At 68.2% G+C, this 15,398-nt stretch carries 14 protein-coding genes and 1 tRNA gene; 7 read left to right on the top strand and 8 right to left on the bottom strand.

The features are described from left to right. Positions 1-37 precede the first annotated feature (37 nt). The 3 genes from AB0M48_RS17180 to AB0M48_RS17170 all read left to right on the top strand — a co-directional run bounded on the left by AB0M48_RS17180 (position 38) and on the right by AB0M48_RS17170 (position 3,172). Positions 38-1,117, top strand: coding sequence for a LacI family DNA-binding transcriptional regulator (locus tag AB0M48_RS17180; RefSeq protein WP_363842336.1), 1,080 nt, complete (start codon positions 38-40; stop codon positions 1,115-1,117). Positions 1,118-1,246: 129 nt separating this feature from the next. Continuing rightward, positions 1,247-1,319 (top strand) — tRNA-Arg (locus tag AB0M48_RS17175). 194 nt (positions 1,320-1,513) lie between these two features. After that, complete coding sequence (locus AB0M48_RS17170) at positions 1,514-3,172, top strand: hypothetical protein (protein ID WP_363842333.1); 1,659 nt, start codon at positions 1,514-1,516, stop codon at positions 3,170-3,172. On the opposite strand, the gene AB0M48_RS17165 is transcribed toward AB0M48_RS17170, so the two are convergent. From AB0M48_RS17165 to AB0M48_RS17155, 3 genes are all read right to left on the bottom strand, one after another. Beyond that, the gene (locus AB0M48_RS17165) at positions 3,169-5,271 is read right to left on the bottom strand and encodes an NB-ARC domain-containing protein (RefSeq protein WP_363842330.1); all 2,103 of its coding nucleotides are present in this window, start codon (positions 5,269-5,271) and stop codon (positions 3,169-3,171) included. The genes AB0M48_RS17170 and AB0M48_RS17165 overlap by 4 nt on opposite strands. An 18-nt stretch (positions 5,272-5,289) precedes the next feature. Continuing rightward, the gene (locus tag AB0M48_RS17160) at positions 5,290-5,517 is read right to left on the bottom strand and encodes a DUF397 domain-containing protein (protein WP_363842327.1); all 228 of its coding nucleotides are present in this window, start codon (positions 5,515-5,517) and stop codon (positions 5,290-5,292) included. A 201-nt stretch (positions 5,518-5,718) separates the two neighbouring features. Beyond that, on the bottom strand, positions 5,719-6,606 hold the full coding sequence (locus AB0M48_RS17155; RefSeq protein WP_363842324.1) for a helix-turn-helix transcriptional regulator: 888 nt from the start codon (positions 6,604-6,606) through the stop codon (positions 5,719-5,721). Between the two features lie 415 nt (positions 6,607-7,021). Here AB0M48_RS17155 and AB0M48_RS17150 point away from each other — a divergent pair, with 415 nt between their 5' ends. Then, the gene (locus AB0M48_RS17150; protein ID WP_363842321.1) at positions 7,022-7,405 is read left to right on the top strand and encodes a hypothetical protein; all 384 of its coding nucleotides are present in this window, start codon (positions 7,022-7,024) and stop codon (positions 7,403-7,405) included. On the opposite strand, the gene AB0M48_RS17145 is transcribed toward AB0M48_RS17150, so the two are convergent. Further along, entirely contained in the window at positions 7,381-8,184 is an 804-nt protein-coding gene (locus AB0M48_RS17145) for an NAD(P)H-binding protein (RefSeq protein ID WP_363842318.1), read from the bottom strand. The genes AB0M48_RS17150 and AB0M48_RS17145 overlap by 25 nt on opposite strands. A gap of 88 nt (positions 8,185-8,272) precedes the next feature. Between AB0M48_RS17145 and AB0M48_RS17140 the strand changes: the two genes are divergently transcribed. Further along, positions 8,273-9,034, top strand: coding sequence for an AraC family transcriptional regulator (locus AB0M48_RS17140; RefSeq protein WP_363842315.1), 762 nt, complete (start codon positions 8,273-8,275; stop codon positions 9,032-9,034). Here AB0M48_RS17140 and AB0M48_RS17135 read toward each other — a convergent pair. Then, positions 8,991-9,896, bottom strand: a complete 906-nt coding sequence (locus AB0M48_RS17135) for a LysR family transcriptional regulator (protein WP_363842312.1) — start codon at positions 9,894-9,896, stop codon at positions 8,991-8,993. The genes AB0M48_RS17140 and AB0M48_RS17135 overlap by 44 nt on opposite strands. A 53-nt stretch (positions 9,897-9,949) precedes the next feature. Then, entirely contained in the window at positions 9,950-10,738 is a 789-nt protein-coding gene (locus AB0M48_RS17130; RefSeq protein WP_363842309.1) for a DUF3152 domain-containing protein, read from the bottom strand. Between the two features lie 80 nt (positions 10,739-10,818). Between AB0M48_RS17130 and AB0M48_RS17125 the strand changes: the two genes are divergently transcribed. Beyond that, on the top strand, positions 10,819-11,484 hold the full coding sequence (locus AB0M48_RS17125) for a response regulator transcription factor (protein WP_363842306.1): 666 nt from the start codon (positions 10,819-10,821) through the stop codon (positions 11,482-11,484). 31 nt (positions 11,485-11,515) lie between these two features. On the opposite strand, the gene AB0M48_RS17120 is transcribed toward AB0M48_RS17125, so the two are convergent. Then, positions 11,516-12,703, bottom strand: coding sequence for a transposase (locus tag AB0M48_RS17120; RefSeq protein ID WP_363842729.1), 1,188 nt, complete (start codon positions 12,701-12,703; stop codon positions 11,516-11,518). Positions 12,704-12,861: 158 nt separating this feature from the next. Between AB0M48_RS17120 and AB0M48_RS17115 the strand changes: the two genes are divergently transcribed. Next, on the top strand, positions 12,862-14,571 hold the full coding sequence (locus AB0M48_RS17115; protein ID WP_363842303.1) for a HAMP domain-containing sensor histidine kinase: 1,710 nt from the start codon (positions 12,862-12,864) through the stop codon (positions 14,569-14,571). Here AB0M48_RS17115 and AB0M48_RS17110 read toward each other — a convergent pair. Beyond that, positions 14,555-15,370 (bottom strand): NAD(P)/FAD-dependent oxidoreductase, encoded by an 816-nt coding sequence (locus tag AB0M48_RS17110; RefSeq protein WP_363842300.1) that lies wholly within the window; start codon positions 15,368-15,370, stop codon positions 14,555-14,557. The two genes, AB0M48_RS17115 and AB0M48_RS17110, sit on opposite strands and share 17 nt — an antisense overlap. Between the last annotated feature and the right edge of the window lie 28 nt (positions 15,371-15,398).

Raw genomic sequence — 15,398 nt, 5'->3', positions numbered from 1 at the left:
AGCGATGGGGGTGCGATCTCTCGCATACGATGCGTCCGTGGACTCCGACCGCCGACGCAGGCCGACGCTGGACACCGTCGCCGCAGCCGTCGGGGTCTCCAGGGCAACGGTGTCGAACGCGTACAACAGGCCTGATCAGCTGTCGTCGACGCTGCGCGAACGCATCCTCGAAACAGCGCGTTCCCTCGGCTACGCGGGCCCCGACCCGGTGGCCCGCTCACTGGCGACCCGGTCGTCCGCCGCCGTGGGTTTCATGCTGCCGCAGGGCCTGTCCGGCGCGTTCTCGGACCCGGCGCTGTCGATCGTGCTCGACGGCCTGGCCTCCACCGTCGACGGCCACGACCACAGCCTCGTGCTGATGCCAGGCGACGCCACGGGCGGTCCACGCCCATCGATCGTGTCGCGCGCACAGGCAGACGTGATGGTCGCCTACTCACTACCCGACTCCGCCCCGGCCTTCGACGCCGTCGCCGCCCGCGGCCTGCCGCTCGTGGTGATCGACCAGCCGGCACTGCCAGGCTCGGCACGCGTCGAGGTGCAGGACTACACCGGCACGTGCGCGGCCGCAGCGCACCTCCTCGCACTGGGACACCTCAGGTTCGGCATCCTGACGTTCGCCCTGCACCCGGACGGAGCATCCGGCCCGGTCTCACACGAGCGCCGTTCGGACGTGCCGTTCCGAGTGAGCCGGGACCGCCTGGGCGGCTACCTCGACACTTTGGCAAAAGGCGGGGTGGAACCGGACAATGTTCCGGTGTGGGAGGCGCGCGGCAGTGATCGCGAACTCGGACGTCTCGGCGCGCGGTGGCTACTCACCCGCACGCCGCGCCCGAGCGCTCTGCTGTGCGCGTCGGACCAACTGGCCTTCGGCGCCCTCCAAGCGGCCCGCGACCTGACGTTGACCGTCCCAGGAGACATTTCGGTCGTCGGCTTCGACGACGTCCCCGAAGCGGCCTACAGCGACCCACCGCTGACTACCGTGCGTCAACCCCTGGCCGACAAGGGCCGCCGAGCCGGCGAACTGGCGCTGAAATTACTGGCCGGCGGAAGACCGCCACGGCCGACGAGACTCGACGTTTCCCTCGTGGAGAGAGCCTCAACGGCCCCTCGAACGTGATCCCTATCACGTTTAGACAGTTTTCGTCACCCGTTTGGACGTAGGGGCGAAACAGTCGATCGACTTCGGACGATGTGTCCGGTGGGGGCACCGGTGGCCACGCTTCGTGGCCACTTTCGCACCCCTCCAGCCTCTGTAGCTCAGTGGAGAGAGCGAGGGACTTCTAATCCCGAGGTCGCAGGTTCGAATCCTGCCAGGGGCGCCTCACAGCCACCTCCGACGGTCACGCGGCCGTCAGGGGTGGTTTTTCTTTGCCCAGAAACGACTGGGGACACGCCCACGCCGTGGCTGACCTCCAATAGCTGCCGATCAACTACTTGCTAGAGTTGCCTCACTAGAACCAGCTGCTCCGGATTGCAATGTTGCAGTCTGATAGCTGGCACCACGGAGGCCCAGGTGCGGCGCAAGCTCAAACGCGAAGTTTTCATCGTCTGGGTGCGGGACGACCTCAGTCGCGTGGTCGTGCCCCTGCTCGCCCTCGAGCTCAAGCGGCGAGGGTTCAAAGTCATCTTCGACAGCGTCCTCAAGACGTCCAACCAGGCGAGTCTGGCGCTGTGGATGGCGAGGAAGATCGAGAACGCGCAGGCCGTCATCTGCGTGGTGACGCCCGACCTCATCGAACTGTTCGAGCTCGACCCCGAGGAGCCGTCGGCGTCGCACCTGGGTGGGCAGTGGGAGATCCGCCTGCTGGTCCAGCGGTTGTACGACCACGGCCTGGCTCCTGGATGCCCAGTGATCCCCGTGCTCCCTCCCGGCATCACGGCCGAGGACAGCCCGACGATCCTGCGCATCCTCGAGAACACGCACTTCGACCACGTCACCGGCGTGGGCATCACCACCGTCGAGGAGCGGGTGAACAACGTGTACGACCACTCCGAGCGAGTGGCGCGGAACCGGCAGGAGCCGGAGGAGCGGGCGGAGAACTCCGTGTCCTCCAAGGAAACCCTCGCCGAGGAGCTGCGGCACGCCGACCCTTCCAAAGCGCACGCGCACAACCTCGCCAAGGCGTGGGTCAAACATGCCCGCGCCGAGGGCGTGACCCATTCCGGCGAGCTCGTGGACACGTTCAAGAAGATCGCCCTGATCGCTCAGTGGGCCGCCGATCTCGAGCTGCTCCGCCAGGTCACGGCGATCTGCCTGCCCACAGTGGAACAGGACGACCTCGACAACGTCGCGAAGGCCACCTACCTCATCTTCGGCCGGGCGTTCCTGCTGTGCTGTGATCACGAACCGGAAAAAGCGCAGTCCACCGTGGAGCTGGCGCTCACGCTGGCCTTGGACGCGGAGGACAACAACCTGGTCGCGCACGCGAAGCGGTGTCTCGCCAGGATCCTCGTCCGCCGGGACGCCGAGTGCGCGTCGCACGACGAGCGGCTCGACAACCTCAAGCGCGCCAACGCGTACGCCGAACGGTCGATGACCGACTTCCAGGAATCCAAGAGCGACGGCAAGTCCCTGGCCATGATCGCGCTGGCGGAGGTCCGCCTGGCGCAGTTCAGGTTCCAGGACGACGAACAGGCGCTCGAGGAGGCGGAGCAGCTCAGCGCCGAGGCGGCCAGGGGGTTCCCGGACGGCCGGCGTCATCCATACTACGAGGCGATGCTCCTGCAGGCCGAGGTCGCGATCTTCACGGGCAGGGGTGACGCCTCGGCGCTGCTGCACGAGATGCTGCGGAACCTCAGGTCCCGCGTCCGGCAGGCGGAGGCCTTCACCGCGCTCGTCGGCCGTGGACACCTGCTCCTCGCCCGGCTCGCCGTGCGCAAGGGCCTCTCGAGCGCGCAGGACGAGATCGCCAAGGCACGTGCGCTGTTCGCCAAGGTGAACCTCCAGCTCATGGTCGACGAGTGCGACTGGCTTACGGTGGTCAGCGAGCGCAAGCAGCGCCGGTTGTCCGCCTACGACATCGAGGCCATGGAACGCCACTGCCCCGACCCGGAACTGCGGTCACGGGTCGCGGAACGCGGTCGCACGTGGCCCCCATTCCTCGACCTGTGGGGCCGGATCGGCGACCGGTACTGGAAGAGTGCGATCGCCGAGACGCGGGGGCGGCGTTAGCGGCCCAGTGCCTCCTCGCACCGCTGGGCCTCGGTCTGGCGGTACTGGGCGGTGAACAGGTCGCGGGCCTGCCGGAGAACCTCCTCGGCCTCCACGTCGCCCCGTGCGGCGAGAGCCAGGCCGAGGCGTTCGGTGACGTCCGCGGCGAAGAAGTGGTTTTCCTGTTCCACCGCCAGCCGCTGTGCGGTGGTGAAGCGGGTGATGGCCTCGTCGAGCGCGCCGGTGCGCTGGAGAACGACGCCGAGGTTGTCGGTGGCGACCACCTGGCCGCTGCGGTTGCCGAGTTCTTCGGACAGGGCAAGGGCTTCGGCGCACGAACGAACCGCGGCGGCGTGGTCGCCCAGCTCGCTCTGGGCTCGTCCGAGGGAGTTCAACGCGTGCGACTCCCCTACCGCGTTGCGCGCGGCGCGGTAGTGGGTCAGAGCGGTGGCCGAGTGGTGCAGCGCGCCCTCGTGGTCGCCGGAACGGGCGGCCAACCGGCCCAGGTCGTGGTGCACATGCCCAAGTTCCGTGTCGTCGCCCTCCTGCTCGATCAACGCCAGCGCGCGCAGCAGGCACTGGGACGCCTCGTCGAACGCGTCCGCTCTCGTGTAGGCGCGACCTAACTGCCGCAGGGCGATGGCGGTCAGGGAGTCCTCCCCGAGCTCGCTCGCCGCAATGACGCCGACGCGGGACGTCTCGACGTTCTCGGCGAGCCTGCCGCTGCGGTAGTGGTAAGTGTCCAGCGCACGGGCCAGGTGCCAGGCCTGCTCGTGCCACTTCCTGCGCACCGCCTCGTCCAGCGCCGAGCGAAGCTCCCGGTACTCCGAGCCGAACCAGTGGACCGCCTCCTCCTCGCCGTCGAACTCCACGGGCTCGCTGCCCTCAACCGGCGCGGCGAGCGTGACGACCGCGCGGTTCGGGTAGAGCAGGCGGTCGGCCGCGCAGGCGCTGTGGGTGTAGAAGTCGACGAGTCTGCGTGCGGCGTTCACAACGTCTCCTGGTTCGTCGGTGTCGGCACACATCTGACGTGCGTACGCACGGACGAGCGGATGGAGGTGGAACCTCGACCGGCCGCGCTGGTCGAGGAGGTTCCTCGACGTCAGCCGCCTCAGGTACCGGGCGGCCGCCGTGCCGCGGACCGCCAGCAGGCTCGCCACCGACGCCGCCGTCAGCTCGTCCGCGACGGACGTCCCCAGCATCCGGAGCACCCGCGCATCCTCCTCCGGCAGCGAGGCGTACGCCCACGTCAACACCGCGCGCAGCTTGTTGGCACCGTCGGCGGAGTCGAATACCTCGAGCTCATCGTCCGCGTCGTCGAACTCGGCGACCAGGCCCGGCAGGTCGAGTTCCTCCGCGACGCGCGCGGCCACGATCGCCAGCGCGAGCGGCAAACCCGCGCACCTGCCCGCCAGCGCCTTGATGCTCTCCTCGTCGCCGGCGCCTTCCCCGACATACGTCCGCAGGAGCCGCGTGGCCTCCTCGCGGGCCAGCTCGCCGAGGTGGATCGCCGCGAAGTCGCGCGCGTCCGGCCCGGTCAGGCGGATGCGGCTGGTGGCTAGCACGGCACTGGTGGCCGTGCCAGGCACGAACGGGAGGATCTGGTCGATGCTCGCGACGTCGTCGAGCACGACGAGCACCGCGCGCTGCGCCAGGACGCTGCGGTACATCGCGGCGGCGGTCCCCAGGTCCTGCGGCAACGCGCCTGGCTCCACACCGAGCGCTCCGAGGAATCCGTGCAACGCGGTCAACGCGTGCGTGCCATTGTTTCCGTTCAGGTCTGCGAACAACTGCCCGTCGCCGAAGTCCTGCGCCTGGTCGTGCGCCCACCTCAGGGCGAGTGACGACTTGCCCATGCCTGCGGCGCCCTCGATCACGATCACCGGCACGTCCCCGCGCGCCGACATCCGCTCGAGCGACTCGGTGAGCAGGCTTAGCTCCCGGTCGCGGCCCACGAGAACGCGCGGCGGCGCGGGCAACTGCCGGACTTGCCGCGGCAGCGCTTCCACCCTCGACACCATCGTGATCGAGCCGTGGACGGCACCTACTTGCACGACCGGTCCCACCGACGAGGAGTCCACCTGGTTGTGGACCTCGCCGGACGGCTCTGGCACCCGCATCAGCCGCCACTCACCCGCTCAGAGGCTCTTGACGTCGGCGAGGAACAACGCCCATGAAGGCCCTCCGAAGCGCAATCGCCCGCCCTCACGATCACGCGACGTTCTGACCAGTACGACACCGTTCGCCCTCGTCGAGAATTCCACGCAGGATTGGCTGTTGGTTTTGGGTCCGCTCGCCGAACTCTTGATCCACGTACCACCGTCGCCGTCCACCTGAACAACGCAGGCTCGGCTTGCTCTCTTCATACCAGCCCCCTCACAACGGACGCCGAACAGCATCGCGTCCCTTCCGAAGGTAGCCCGGCGACCCCATCGGCCAGCACCGCCGATCGATGGACAGAAACACCAGAACTGGACACGAAGCTCGTTCGCGCCCCTAACCTTTCAGACCAACCCGATTACCCCGATCGGGCCGCGTCCACGCACGCCGGATCAGCACAAATTCATTTACACCGCCTCTGCGGTTAATTCAGCATCTCGCGCCTGCACGATCAGATTCCTTATGAACGCGATCGACTCCTTCTTGTCGAGCGCCAGCCCACGCAGAATGTCGAACGCCTCGTCATACTTCTCGATGTCCTGCTGGTCGTCGCGGATCATGACATCACGCAACGGCTCTTCAAGCACGAGCACCTCGGCGTCATCATCAGGGAGCTTGAGGAGCGAGAAAGACCCCCTCAAGCCCCGGTGCGCCGTCTTCACGTGCGGACCGAGCCGCAGCACCTGCACCGTGACGTTCGGGAGCTCCGCCTTCTCAAGGATCGCCTCCCACTGCTCGATCATCACATCGACCTGGTCGACATACCTCCGCAGCACCGCCTCGTCGATGATGAAGTGCAGCTCAGGACCATCCGCGACCACGATCCCCTGACGCTTCATCCGGATGTCCACGCCGCGCTGAATTTCGGTCTCGTCCGTTTCCACGGCCAAGGCGAGCGCTTGCGTGTAGCTCCGCGTCTGCAGCAGGCCGGGCATTGCCAGCGCCTGGTACTGCCGAATGCGTTCCACAGAGGCTTCTATTCCGATGAAGAAATAGAACTGAGGATCGATGTATGGCCGGTGGCGCGTCCACCACACGCTCTGGCGACTGGCACGTGCTTCGGCCAGCAATTCATTCACCCGATCGGAATCAGTGACGTCGTACAGCTCAAGCAGGGCTTTGAGATCGGTGCTCCCGATATTCGACGACCCGTTCTCGACCCTGATTATCTTGGAGACGGACCACTCGAGCTGCTCAGCGACGTACTTCTGGGTGAACAACTTGTCCTCACGCAGCCTGCGCAATTCCGCTCGGAGCCGCCTCTGATGGACGACCGGGGTGTCCCTCTGGCTCATGCGTCCTCCCAATGTGCTTGTTCATCTTGCCACATCGCAGTTGCTAGGTCGCAGAAGGACACGTCGAACGTTACAGCTTCCATACAGACTGCAAGCAAAATTCTCCTATAGCGCGACATCACTGCCCACTCGGGCAACAACCGCCCCTCGTGAGCCGACCAACGATCTCACTTTCTGTAGCCAAAATCGGTCAAGAGGCAGGCATCCGGGTGTTCCCCCAAAGTGCGACGTGTGAGAACGAAGACAAGGTCAACTTGGGAATCTCCAGGCCACGCCGACACGTCCAGCATGATCGCGCCGACGGGCCACTGCCACGAGGAGTAACGTTTTCTCAGCCGACAGCGATTCCCGGTATCTTTCCCGGCATGCCCGACCTCTGATCGAAGGTTTCGGGCCACCCGGAATAATCCGGGCCGTGGACAAGACGCGGTTGGGCATTGGGCTGGTCATCGGCGTGCTCGTGGTGCAAACGGCGGCAACCCTGCTGTGGGACCCCGACGCGACGCTTACCGGCATCGCTCTCGCCTTCAACGCCGTGGCCGCGGTGTCGACGTTCCTCTTCGTGCGGCGGGGCGGGCGGGCGGCCTGGGTGGTCGGCGGGTGGTGTGCCGGGTTCTTCGGGTGGCACGTGGTGGGGCTCGGTGAGCTGGCCGGCTGGTGGACGACCGGGCTGGACGCCGCGTTCCTCGTCGGGGGCGAGTACCAGGGCTCGGTCGTCTACCAGGCGGTGATGGCCACGGCGGCTGGGTTTGCCGTGCACTTGTTGTTGCCTCGTCAGCGCCAGGTTTCCGCGACGTAGGTGTCGAAGCTGGTGGCCGGGCGGTTCAGGAGGCGGGCGATGTCGTCCGTCGGGGTGGCCAAGTGGCCCTTGCGCATGGCCTCGAACATGCCATTCAGTTCGGTGGCCACCTCTTCCGGGGCTCCTTGGGCCAGCAGGGCTTCGCGGTACTCGGCCGGGGTCAGCTTGACCAGTTCGATCGGTCGGGCGGTGGCTGTCGCGATCTTGGACACGGCTTCGGTGAAGGTGACTCCTTCCGGGCCGGTGAGGTCGTAGGTCTGGCCCTGGTGGCCGTCGGTGGTGAGGGTCAGGGCGGCTACCTCGGCGATGTCCTGGACGTCCACGAACGGTTCCGGGGTGTCGTCGACGGGCAGGGAGAGGCGGCCCGCCTCGATTTCCGGCTGCCAGATCTCCTCGGAGAAGTTCTGGTTGAAGTTGTTGGCACGCAGGATGGTCCAGTCGAGGTCGCTCGCGCGGACCGCCTTCTCGGCGGCGTGCATGCTCCTGAAGACGTCCGGTGGGGTCTTGTCGAGGCCGCGGCCTGAGAGCAGGACCAGGCGGCGGAGGCCTGCGGCTGCGGCCAGTTCCACGAACTGGTGCGCGGCGGCCGGGTCTTCCGGGGCGATCACGTAGGCGGCGGTGGCGCCGTGCAGGAACGGCTTCCAGGTCGCCTGGTCGTTCCAGTCGAAGCCGGTCGCGCGGGAGGCCTTGCGGAGGGTGGCGCCGGCGGCTTCGAGGGTGCGGACCACGCGGCGGCCCGTCTTGCCGGTCGCGCCCAGGACCAGGATCTCTTCAGTCATGTTCTCAGCCAACCCGCGCGGTCCGGGAGAAAACATGGGTGAGAGTTCATCGACGATGTTCGATCGTTCGGGCCGTATCGTGGTGGGCATGAAGCCGTTCGACGAACTGCTGCGCGGGGTGCGCGCGGATGGCGCTGGGGTGCGCCGGACCGAGATCGACGGAACACAGGTGTTGCCGGGGCTCACGTTGTACGCGGTGGCGTCGGGTGAGATCAGCGTGCGCGGGGAGACCGCCAAGGCCGGGGACGTGCTGGTGGTGCAGGAGTCCGTTGCGGCGCAGGGGCGTGCGTCGGTGGTGAGCGGGACGTACGAGGTCACGGGGGCCGTGGCGCGCCGGCTCACGGCGGTGTTGCCCGACGCACTGGTGGCGCCGGGCCAGGACGGGTGCGCGGAGTTCTACGCCACCATCGGGGTGGACGGGCCCAGTGTGGTGGCGGATCGGTTGCTGGACTGGCTGATGGTGTGCGCGCTCAAGGAGTGGTTCGACCGCGAGCACGGCGACGGGTGGCTGGGGGCCCAGGCCGACGTGGTGGTCGGGCCCGTTCTCGAGGCGATGCACGCGAGTCCTGAACGGGCCTGGACGCTCGCCCTGCTGGCCAAGGAGGCCGGGGTGGCGCGGACGACGCTGGCTGGCAGGTTCGCGAAGCTGGTCGGGGTGCCGCCGCTGACGTACCTCACGGAGTGGCGGATGGCGCTGGCGGCGGATCTGCTGGCCGAGTCGTCGGCGACGGTGGCGTCGGTGGCGCGCAAGGTCGGGTACGCGGACGCGTTCGGGTTCAGTGCCGCGTTCAAGCGCGTGCACGGGTTCAGCCCGAGCGAGTGCCGCAGCCGGTGCGCCGAGAGCGCGTGACGTCGAGGCAGCAGCGGACGAAGTCGACGGCGGCCTCGCCGGGGTCCGGCAGCCACGCCACGGCCACTTCGCTGGGGCTCACGCCTCTCACGGGCACGTAGACGATGCCCGGCCGCGAGTAGAAGTGGGACGTGGACGCCGGAACGAGTGCGATGCCGCAGCCGCCCGCGATCGCGCCGAGGAACTCGTCGGGGTGTTCGGTCACGGCACCGACGCGGACCTCACGACCGTCCCTTTCGGACAACGCCAGCCAGTGCTCGCGCCAGGTTCCCTTCAGGGCGGGGGCGACGATGACCGGGTCGTCCCACAGTTCGCGGAAGTCGATCGAGGCGCGGCCGGCCAGCGGGTGCGTGGAAGGCAGTGCCACGCAACGGGATTCGCTGAACAACGTCCGCACGCCGAACGTCTCCTCGCCCGGGAAGGGTGATCGCAGCAACGCGACGGGCACCTCCGCGCCGGCGAGACCCGCGGAAGGATCCGACCAGGGCGCCTGCTTCAGATCGACCCGCCAGCCCGGCCGGAGCTTCCCGAACGCCCTGACGATGGCCGGTGTCGCGTCGTTCGCCGCGCTGGCCAGGAAACCGACGCGCAGCACGCGGGCGGCGCTCCTGGTCTCGCTCACCGCCGCGTCCCAGTCCGCGAGGACCGGCGGGACGCGTGCGGCGAGGGCGCGGCCCGCCTCCGTCAGCCTCATCCCGGTGCTGGACCGCGTGAACAGCCGCACGCCCAGCTGCGACTCGAGGTGCTTGAGCTGTTTTGTCAGTGATGGTTGTGACACGAAGAGCCGGTGGGCAGCGCGCGTGAGGTTGCCCTCCTCGGCGATGGCGGCGAAATATCTCAGCAGCCTCGTGTCCACGTCCATTCCGTCAAGGCTATGGAGCCGGACATCAACCACGAGTGAGCCGACGACCGCGGTCATGGATACGGCCACCCGTTCGGCGTGCACACCTTCCCGTCCTGCGGGATGACCGCGCCCTGGGGCACACCGTTGGTGATGCTGACGATCTCGTCGTTGGACACGCTGAACGTCTGCTGCATCATCACCGGCGCGGGCCCACCGGCGACGCCACACGGCTGGTGGCCCTGTCCGAACGCGTGGCCGACCTCGTGGTTGACCATGTACGCGCGGTACGAGTCCAGGTCCGGGAGGAAGGCGACGGCGCCGCGGAACCAGCGGGCGGCACTGAGGAACACGAGGTTGCCGTCACGGCACGAGACGTCGACCGGGATCTCGAAGCCGCAGACGCTGCGGGCAGTCTGCTGGGACGTCAGCCGCACACGCACCGACGCGGCACCGGAGACGCGTTGCACCGAGCGCGCGCCACGGGCCGTCCAGCCACGCGGGTCGGCGAGTGTGGCGTCCACGAACGCCGCGAATGCCTGTTCGTCGACGGTGATGCCGTTCTCGATCTCCACGGCGTAGGTCCGCAACGGGCCGGTACCCACGACCGGGCCCGAGCCGGGGACCACGTGGAACGTGCCGGCGCCGGCCACCGGGAACTCCGGGCCGTCGGGCAACTCGGAGCTGGACGCGTAGACGCGCGGCGGAGGCGGTGCCGGCGAAGACGGGACCTCGACGAGCGTGACGGCTGACGTGATCGGCGTGGTCGGAGCGGCCGCGGGGGACGTCTCGCCTGCCAGCTGCGTCGTCGTCAGCAGGATCGCGGTCAGCGCGACCGCCGCCAGAGCCAGATGCACCCTCATGACGGCAACGCTCGACGGAACTGATGAAGAACCTGTTTACGTCCCGCTTGACTGTCGTGAAGGCCTGCATACTTCGGACCGTGTGCGCCCACATCCTCGTCGCGGAGGACAACGTCCACCAGGCCGAACTCGTCCGCCGGTATTTGGAGCACGACGGGCATTCCGTGGTGGTCGTGCACGACGGACGGGCGGCGATCGACGAGACCCGGCGCCGCAATCCAGACCTGCTGGTGCTCGACGTGATGATGCCGCTGGTCGACGGCATCGACGTGCTGCGCGCCGTCCGGGCCGAGTCGGACGTGCCGATCGTGCTGCTCACCGCGCGGTCCACCGAGGACGACGTGCTGCTCGGGTTCGACCTGGGCGCCGACGACTACATCACCAAGCCGTTCCGGCCACGACAGATGGTCGCGCGGGTGCGGACGATCCTGCGGCGCACCGGGCGTGCGCGCGCGACGAACGCCACGGTGCTCAAGGTCGGCGATCTGACCGTCGACCCGATCCGGCACGAAGTGCGCATCAGGGACGAGTTGGTGAGCCTCACGCCCGCCGAGTTCCGGTTGCTGGCCAAGATGGCCGCGCAGCCGCAACGGGTGTTCACGCGCGAGCAGCTGCTGGAGGACGGGTTCATCACCGCCCGCACGGTCGACGTGCACATGATGAAACTGCGCCGCAAGATCGAGCAGGACTCACGCCGGCCGGAACGACTTCTCACCGTCTACGGCATCGGGTACAAGCTCGTTTGACTTTCCTCCCCCTCCTGAACGAGGGAGATTCCTACGGCTCGCGCCGCAAGGCTTTCTGCTTCGTCGCCGACTGCCCGCCCGGAGGATTCCGTTGAGGTCTTACACCGGCTCCACAGACTGTCACCGCCAGCCCGGCGGCCAGGATGTTGCGTGCCGCGTTCACGTCCCGGTCATGGGTCACACCGCAGACACAGGCCCACGTGCGCACACCCAGCGGCATCGCCGCCGCGAGCGCGCCGCAGGCCGAGCACAGCTTGGACGATGGGAACCAGCGATCAACTGCGATCACGTCCCGCCCGTACCAGTTCGCCTTGTACTGCAGCAGTTGCCGGAACTGCCGCCAGCCCGCGTCACTGATCGCACGGGCCAGGCGCCGGTTGCCGACCATGTTCGACACGGCCAGGTCCTCGATCACGAGCGTTTGGGTTTCACGCACGAGCCGAGCAGTGATCTTGTACAGGAAATCGGAACGCCGATCAGCGATCCGAGCATGGACACGGGCGACCTTGACGCGGGCCTTGGCCCGGTTGCCGCTGCCCTTCTGCTTACGGCACAACGCCCGCTGGGCCCTGGCCAGTGCCGTGCGGTCCCGCCGCTCATGCCGGGGGTTGCCGATCTTCTCCCCGGTCGACAGGACCAGCAAGTGATCGAGGCCGACATCGATGCCCACCACCGAATCGGTAGCCGGCAACGGCCGCACACCGGGGTCCTCGCACAGCAGGGACACGAACCAGCGCCCGGCCGGGTCCCGCGACACCGTCACCGTCGACGGCACCGCGCCCTCGGGCAGTGGCCGGGACCAGCGGATGTCCAGCGGCTCGGCCATCTTGGCCAGCGTCAGCGCACCGTCACGCCAGCGGAACGCCGACCGCGTGTACTCCGCCGAAGCGCGCGACCTTTTCCGCGACTTGAACCGCGGGAACCGCGCACGCCTGGCAAAGAAGTTCGTGAACGCGGTCTGCAGATGCCGCAGCGTTTGCTGCAGCGGCACAGACGACACCTCGGCCAGAAACGCCAGCTCCTCGGTGCGCTTCCACACGGTCAGCAACGCCGACGTGGCCTCGTAACCGACCCGCTGCCCACGCAGCGTCCACGCGTCCTCACGGGCCTGCAACGCCAAGTTGCAGACCTTGCGGACACATCCGAACGTGCGCGACAACTCCGCCGCCTGCGCCTCGCTCGGATGGAAGCGGTAGCGAAAAGCCCGCTTCGCCGGCACGTTCACCGTTCACGAATCACCCGGCCACCATGTGTCCCTGTACGACCGGGTCGTGGACGCCATATAGCCCCGACGGTGACACGGCCGTTCCCGCCCTGCTCCGCAGAGGCCCGATTCCTCCTCGTTCTGAAGGACAAGGTCTCCTTGGAGAACTTCAGATGAAAAGCCTGCTGGTCCGGTTCTTCCTGTTCTCCCTGGTGATCGCGGCCTGCTCGATCGCCGTCACGGCGTGGCTCGCGTCGCAGGCGACGACGGGTGCGATCCGGCAGGAGCAGGGCGACGTGCTGGAGACGGACGCACAGATCTTCGACGAGCTGGTGCGCTACGCGGCCACGCACAAGGACTGGACGGGTGCGAAGTCCGATGTGGACGGCATCGCGCAGAAGTACGGCCGCCGGATCGCGCTGACCGACGGCAACGGCACGACGCTGGTCGACTCCGGCGGGGAGAACGCGCCGCAACTGCCCATCACCCCCAAGGCACTGGTCGACCCGTTGAACGTCAACGGAAAGATCGACCCCAGGGCGGTGGGGCCGTTCAAGCTCAACGACGAGGAGTACCGCACGCTGCACGCCTATGCGGACCAGCTCCTCGGGTGCAACAACAGGATCACGCTCGTGGAAGCACCCAACGGCCGGCCGCGGCTGCCCGACCTCGGGCCCGGCGAGCTCTCGATCTGGGAGGACTGCCCGGTCGGCAATCGCCTCTACACGCTCACGGTGACGGAGAAGGCCGCGTACGGGCAGCTCCAGGCGCTGTTCTCGAAGTGCCTCGACCAGCGAGGCTGGAGCGGCAGGAACTACGGCAAGTCGCTCACTCCCACCACCTTCGACTGGGAGATCACGACCGTGGACAGCGCGCCGCCGGAGGTGGTGGCGTGCATGGACAGCTCGCGGCGCGAACAGCTCAGGCCGCACGTCGCGGCGCCGGCGCAGCTGTTCCTCACCTCACCGGCCGGCGACGAGCCGATGGCGATCGATCTCTCGACGACCGGCGCCACCCGGATCACGCTGGTGGCGCTGGGGATTCTCGCCCTGGCCGGGTTCGCCTCGTGGCTCACCGCCACGCAGCTCGTGCGGCCGATCCGAGCCCTCACCGCCGCCACGAAACGCACTGCCGAAGGCGATCGGACGGCTCGGGTGGACGGCGGCTCGGGTGAGATCGGCGAACTCGCGCGGTCGTTCAACGCGATGTCGGAGAAGCTCGCCGAGACCGAACGCCAGCGGCAGGCGATGGTCAGCGACGTCGCGCACGAGCTGCGCACACCGCTGGGCAACATCACCGGCTGGCTGGAGGCGACCCAGGACGGGCTGGCCGAGCCGGATCCGCACCTGATCGACATGCTGCTGGAGGAATCCCTTCTGCTGCAACGACTCGTGGACGACCTGCACGACCTGGCCCAGGCCGACGCGGGCACGCTCCGGCTGCACCCCGAGCCGATCGCACTCGACGACGTCGTGGACCAGGTCGTCAACGCGCAGCAGAACCGCGAGATCCTGCTGCGCGCCGAGACCACACCGGTGCACATCACCGCGGACCCGGTGCGGCTGCGGCAGGCGCTCGGCAACCTCGTCGCGAACGCCGTGCGCTACACCCCGCCGGGCGGCGAGGTCGTCGTGAAGCTGTTCCGAGAGCAGGACAGGGCGGTCCTGGAGGTCACGGACACCGGTACCGGCATCGCGTCGGACGACGTGCCGCACGTGTTCGACAGGTTCTGGCGGGCGGACAAGTCCCGCAGCCGCCGGACCGGCGGCAGCGGGCTCGGCCTCGCGATCACGCGTCACCTCGTGGAGGCGCACGGCGGCGCGGTGTCGGTGACGAGCACTCTCGGCGAGGGGTCGACGTTCCGGATCAGCCTGCCGGCATGAGGCCCAGCAGGTCTACGTTGATCATCCCGGCCGCCTGGGCGCCCTGGGCGGCGGCGACGATCACGATGGCCGTCGGGTCCGTGACGTTGCCGGCCGCGTAGACGCCGGGCACGCTCGTGCGGCCCTTCGCGTCCGTGCGCACGAACGGGCCGGCCATCGTCTCCTCGGTCTCGGCGCCCAACGCCAGCAGGAACTCGTCACGCGGTTTGACCGGTGCTGAGTACACGAGCGCGTCGGCCGGTACCCGCTCGCCGCCGGAGATCACGGCGACCAGCCGGTCGTCCTCGACCTCGATGCCGTCGACCGACGGCACGTGGGTGACGTCGTCCGACCACTGCCGGACCAGCGCGACCTTCATCTCCTCGCCGAACACCACGAGCTTCTGGTCGCGGACCTCGTAGCCGTGGCAGTACGGGCAGCCGAAGACGTCCCGGCCCCAGCGCTCGCGCAGGTTGTCCGGCACCTCGTCGACCATGCCGGTCGCGAACAGCAAGCGCTTGGCGCGCACCGTGCGCTCGCTCAGGTCGACCGCGAACCCGTCGTCGAGCGCCGTGACGCCGCGAACCTCGTCGTTGACGATCTCTCCGCCGTAGCCCTCGACCTCGGCCCGTCCGTGCTTGAGCAGTTCCAACGGCGAGAACCCGTCGCGAGAGAGGTAGTTGTGCATGTGCGCAGCCGGCGCGTTGCGCGGTTCGGCACCGTCGACCACGAGCACGCTGCGGCGCGCCCTGGTCAGCATCAGAGCGGCGCTCAGCCCGGCCGCTCCCCCACCGATGATCACCACTTCGTACGTCGTCATGCTTCGAGAGTGCGGTCGACAGTCCGGT

It is taken from the genome of Lentzea sp. NPDC051208 (assembly GCF_040682435.1).
GTDB classification, from domain to species: Bacteria; Actinomycetota; Actinomycetes; order Mycobacteriales; family Pseudonocardiaceae; genus Lentzea; species Lentzea kristufekii.
This window is presented reverse-complemented; position numbering and strand designations above follow the sequence as displayed.

Coding starts and splice junctions, on each gene's coding strand:
- AB0M48_RS17135 (WP_363842312.1), bottom strand. CDS start 9,896: ATGGACGTGGACACGAGGCTGCTGAGATATTTCGCCGCCATCGCCGAG.
- AB0M48_RS17160 (WP_363842327.1), bottom strand. CDS start 5,517: ATGAAGAGAGCAAGCCGAGCCTGCGTTGTTCAGGTGGACGGCGACGGT.
- AB0M48_RS17165 (WP_363842330.1), bottom strand. CDS start 5,271: ATGCGGGTGCCAGAGCCGTCCGGCGAGGTCCACAACCAGGTGGACTCC.
- AB0M48_RS17155 (WP_363842324.1), bottom strand. CDS start 6,606: ATGAGCCAGAGGGACACCCCGGTCGTCCATCAGAGGCGGCTCCGAGCG.
- AB0M48_RS17145 (WP_363842318.1), bottom strand. CDS start 8,184: ATGACTGAAGAGATCCTGGTCCTGGGCGCGACCGGCAAGACGGGCCGC.
- AB0M48_RS17110 (WP_363842300.1), bottom strand. CDS start 15,370: ATGACGACGTACGAAGTGGTGATCATCGGTGGGGGAGCGGCCGGGCTG.
- AB0M48_RS17140 (WP_363842315.1), top strand. CDS start 8,273: ATGAAGCCGTTCGACGAACTGCTGCGCGGGGTGCGCGCGGATGGCGCT.
- AB0M48_RS17130 (WP_363842309.1), bottom strand. CDS start 10,738: ATGAGGGTGCATCTGGCTCTGGCGGCGGTCGCGCTGACCGCGATCCTG.
- AB0M48_RS17115 (WP_363842303.1), top strand. CDS start 12,862: ATGAAAAGCCTGCTGGTCCGGTTCTTCCTGTTCTCCCTGGTGATCGCG.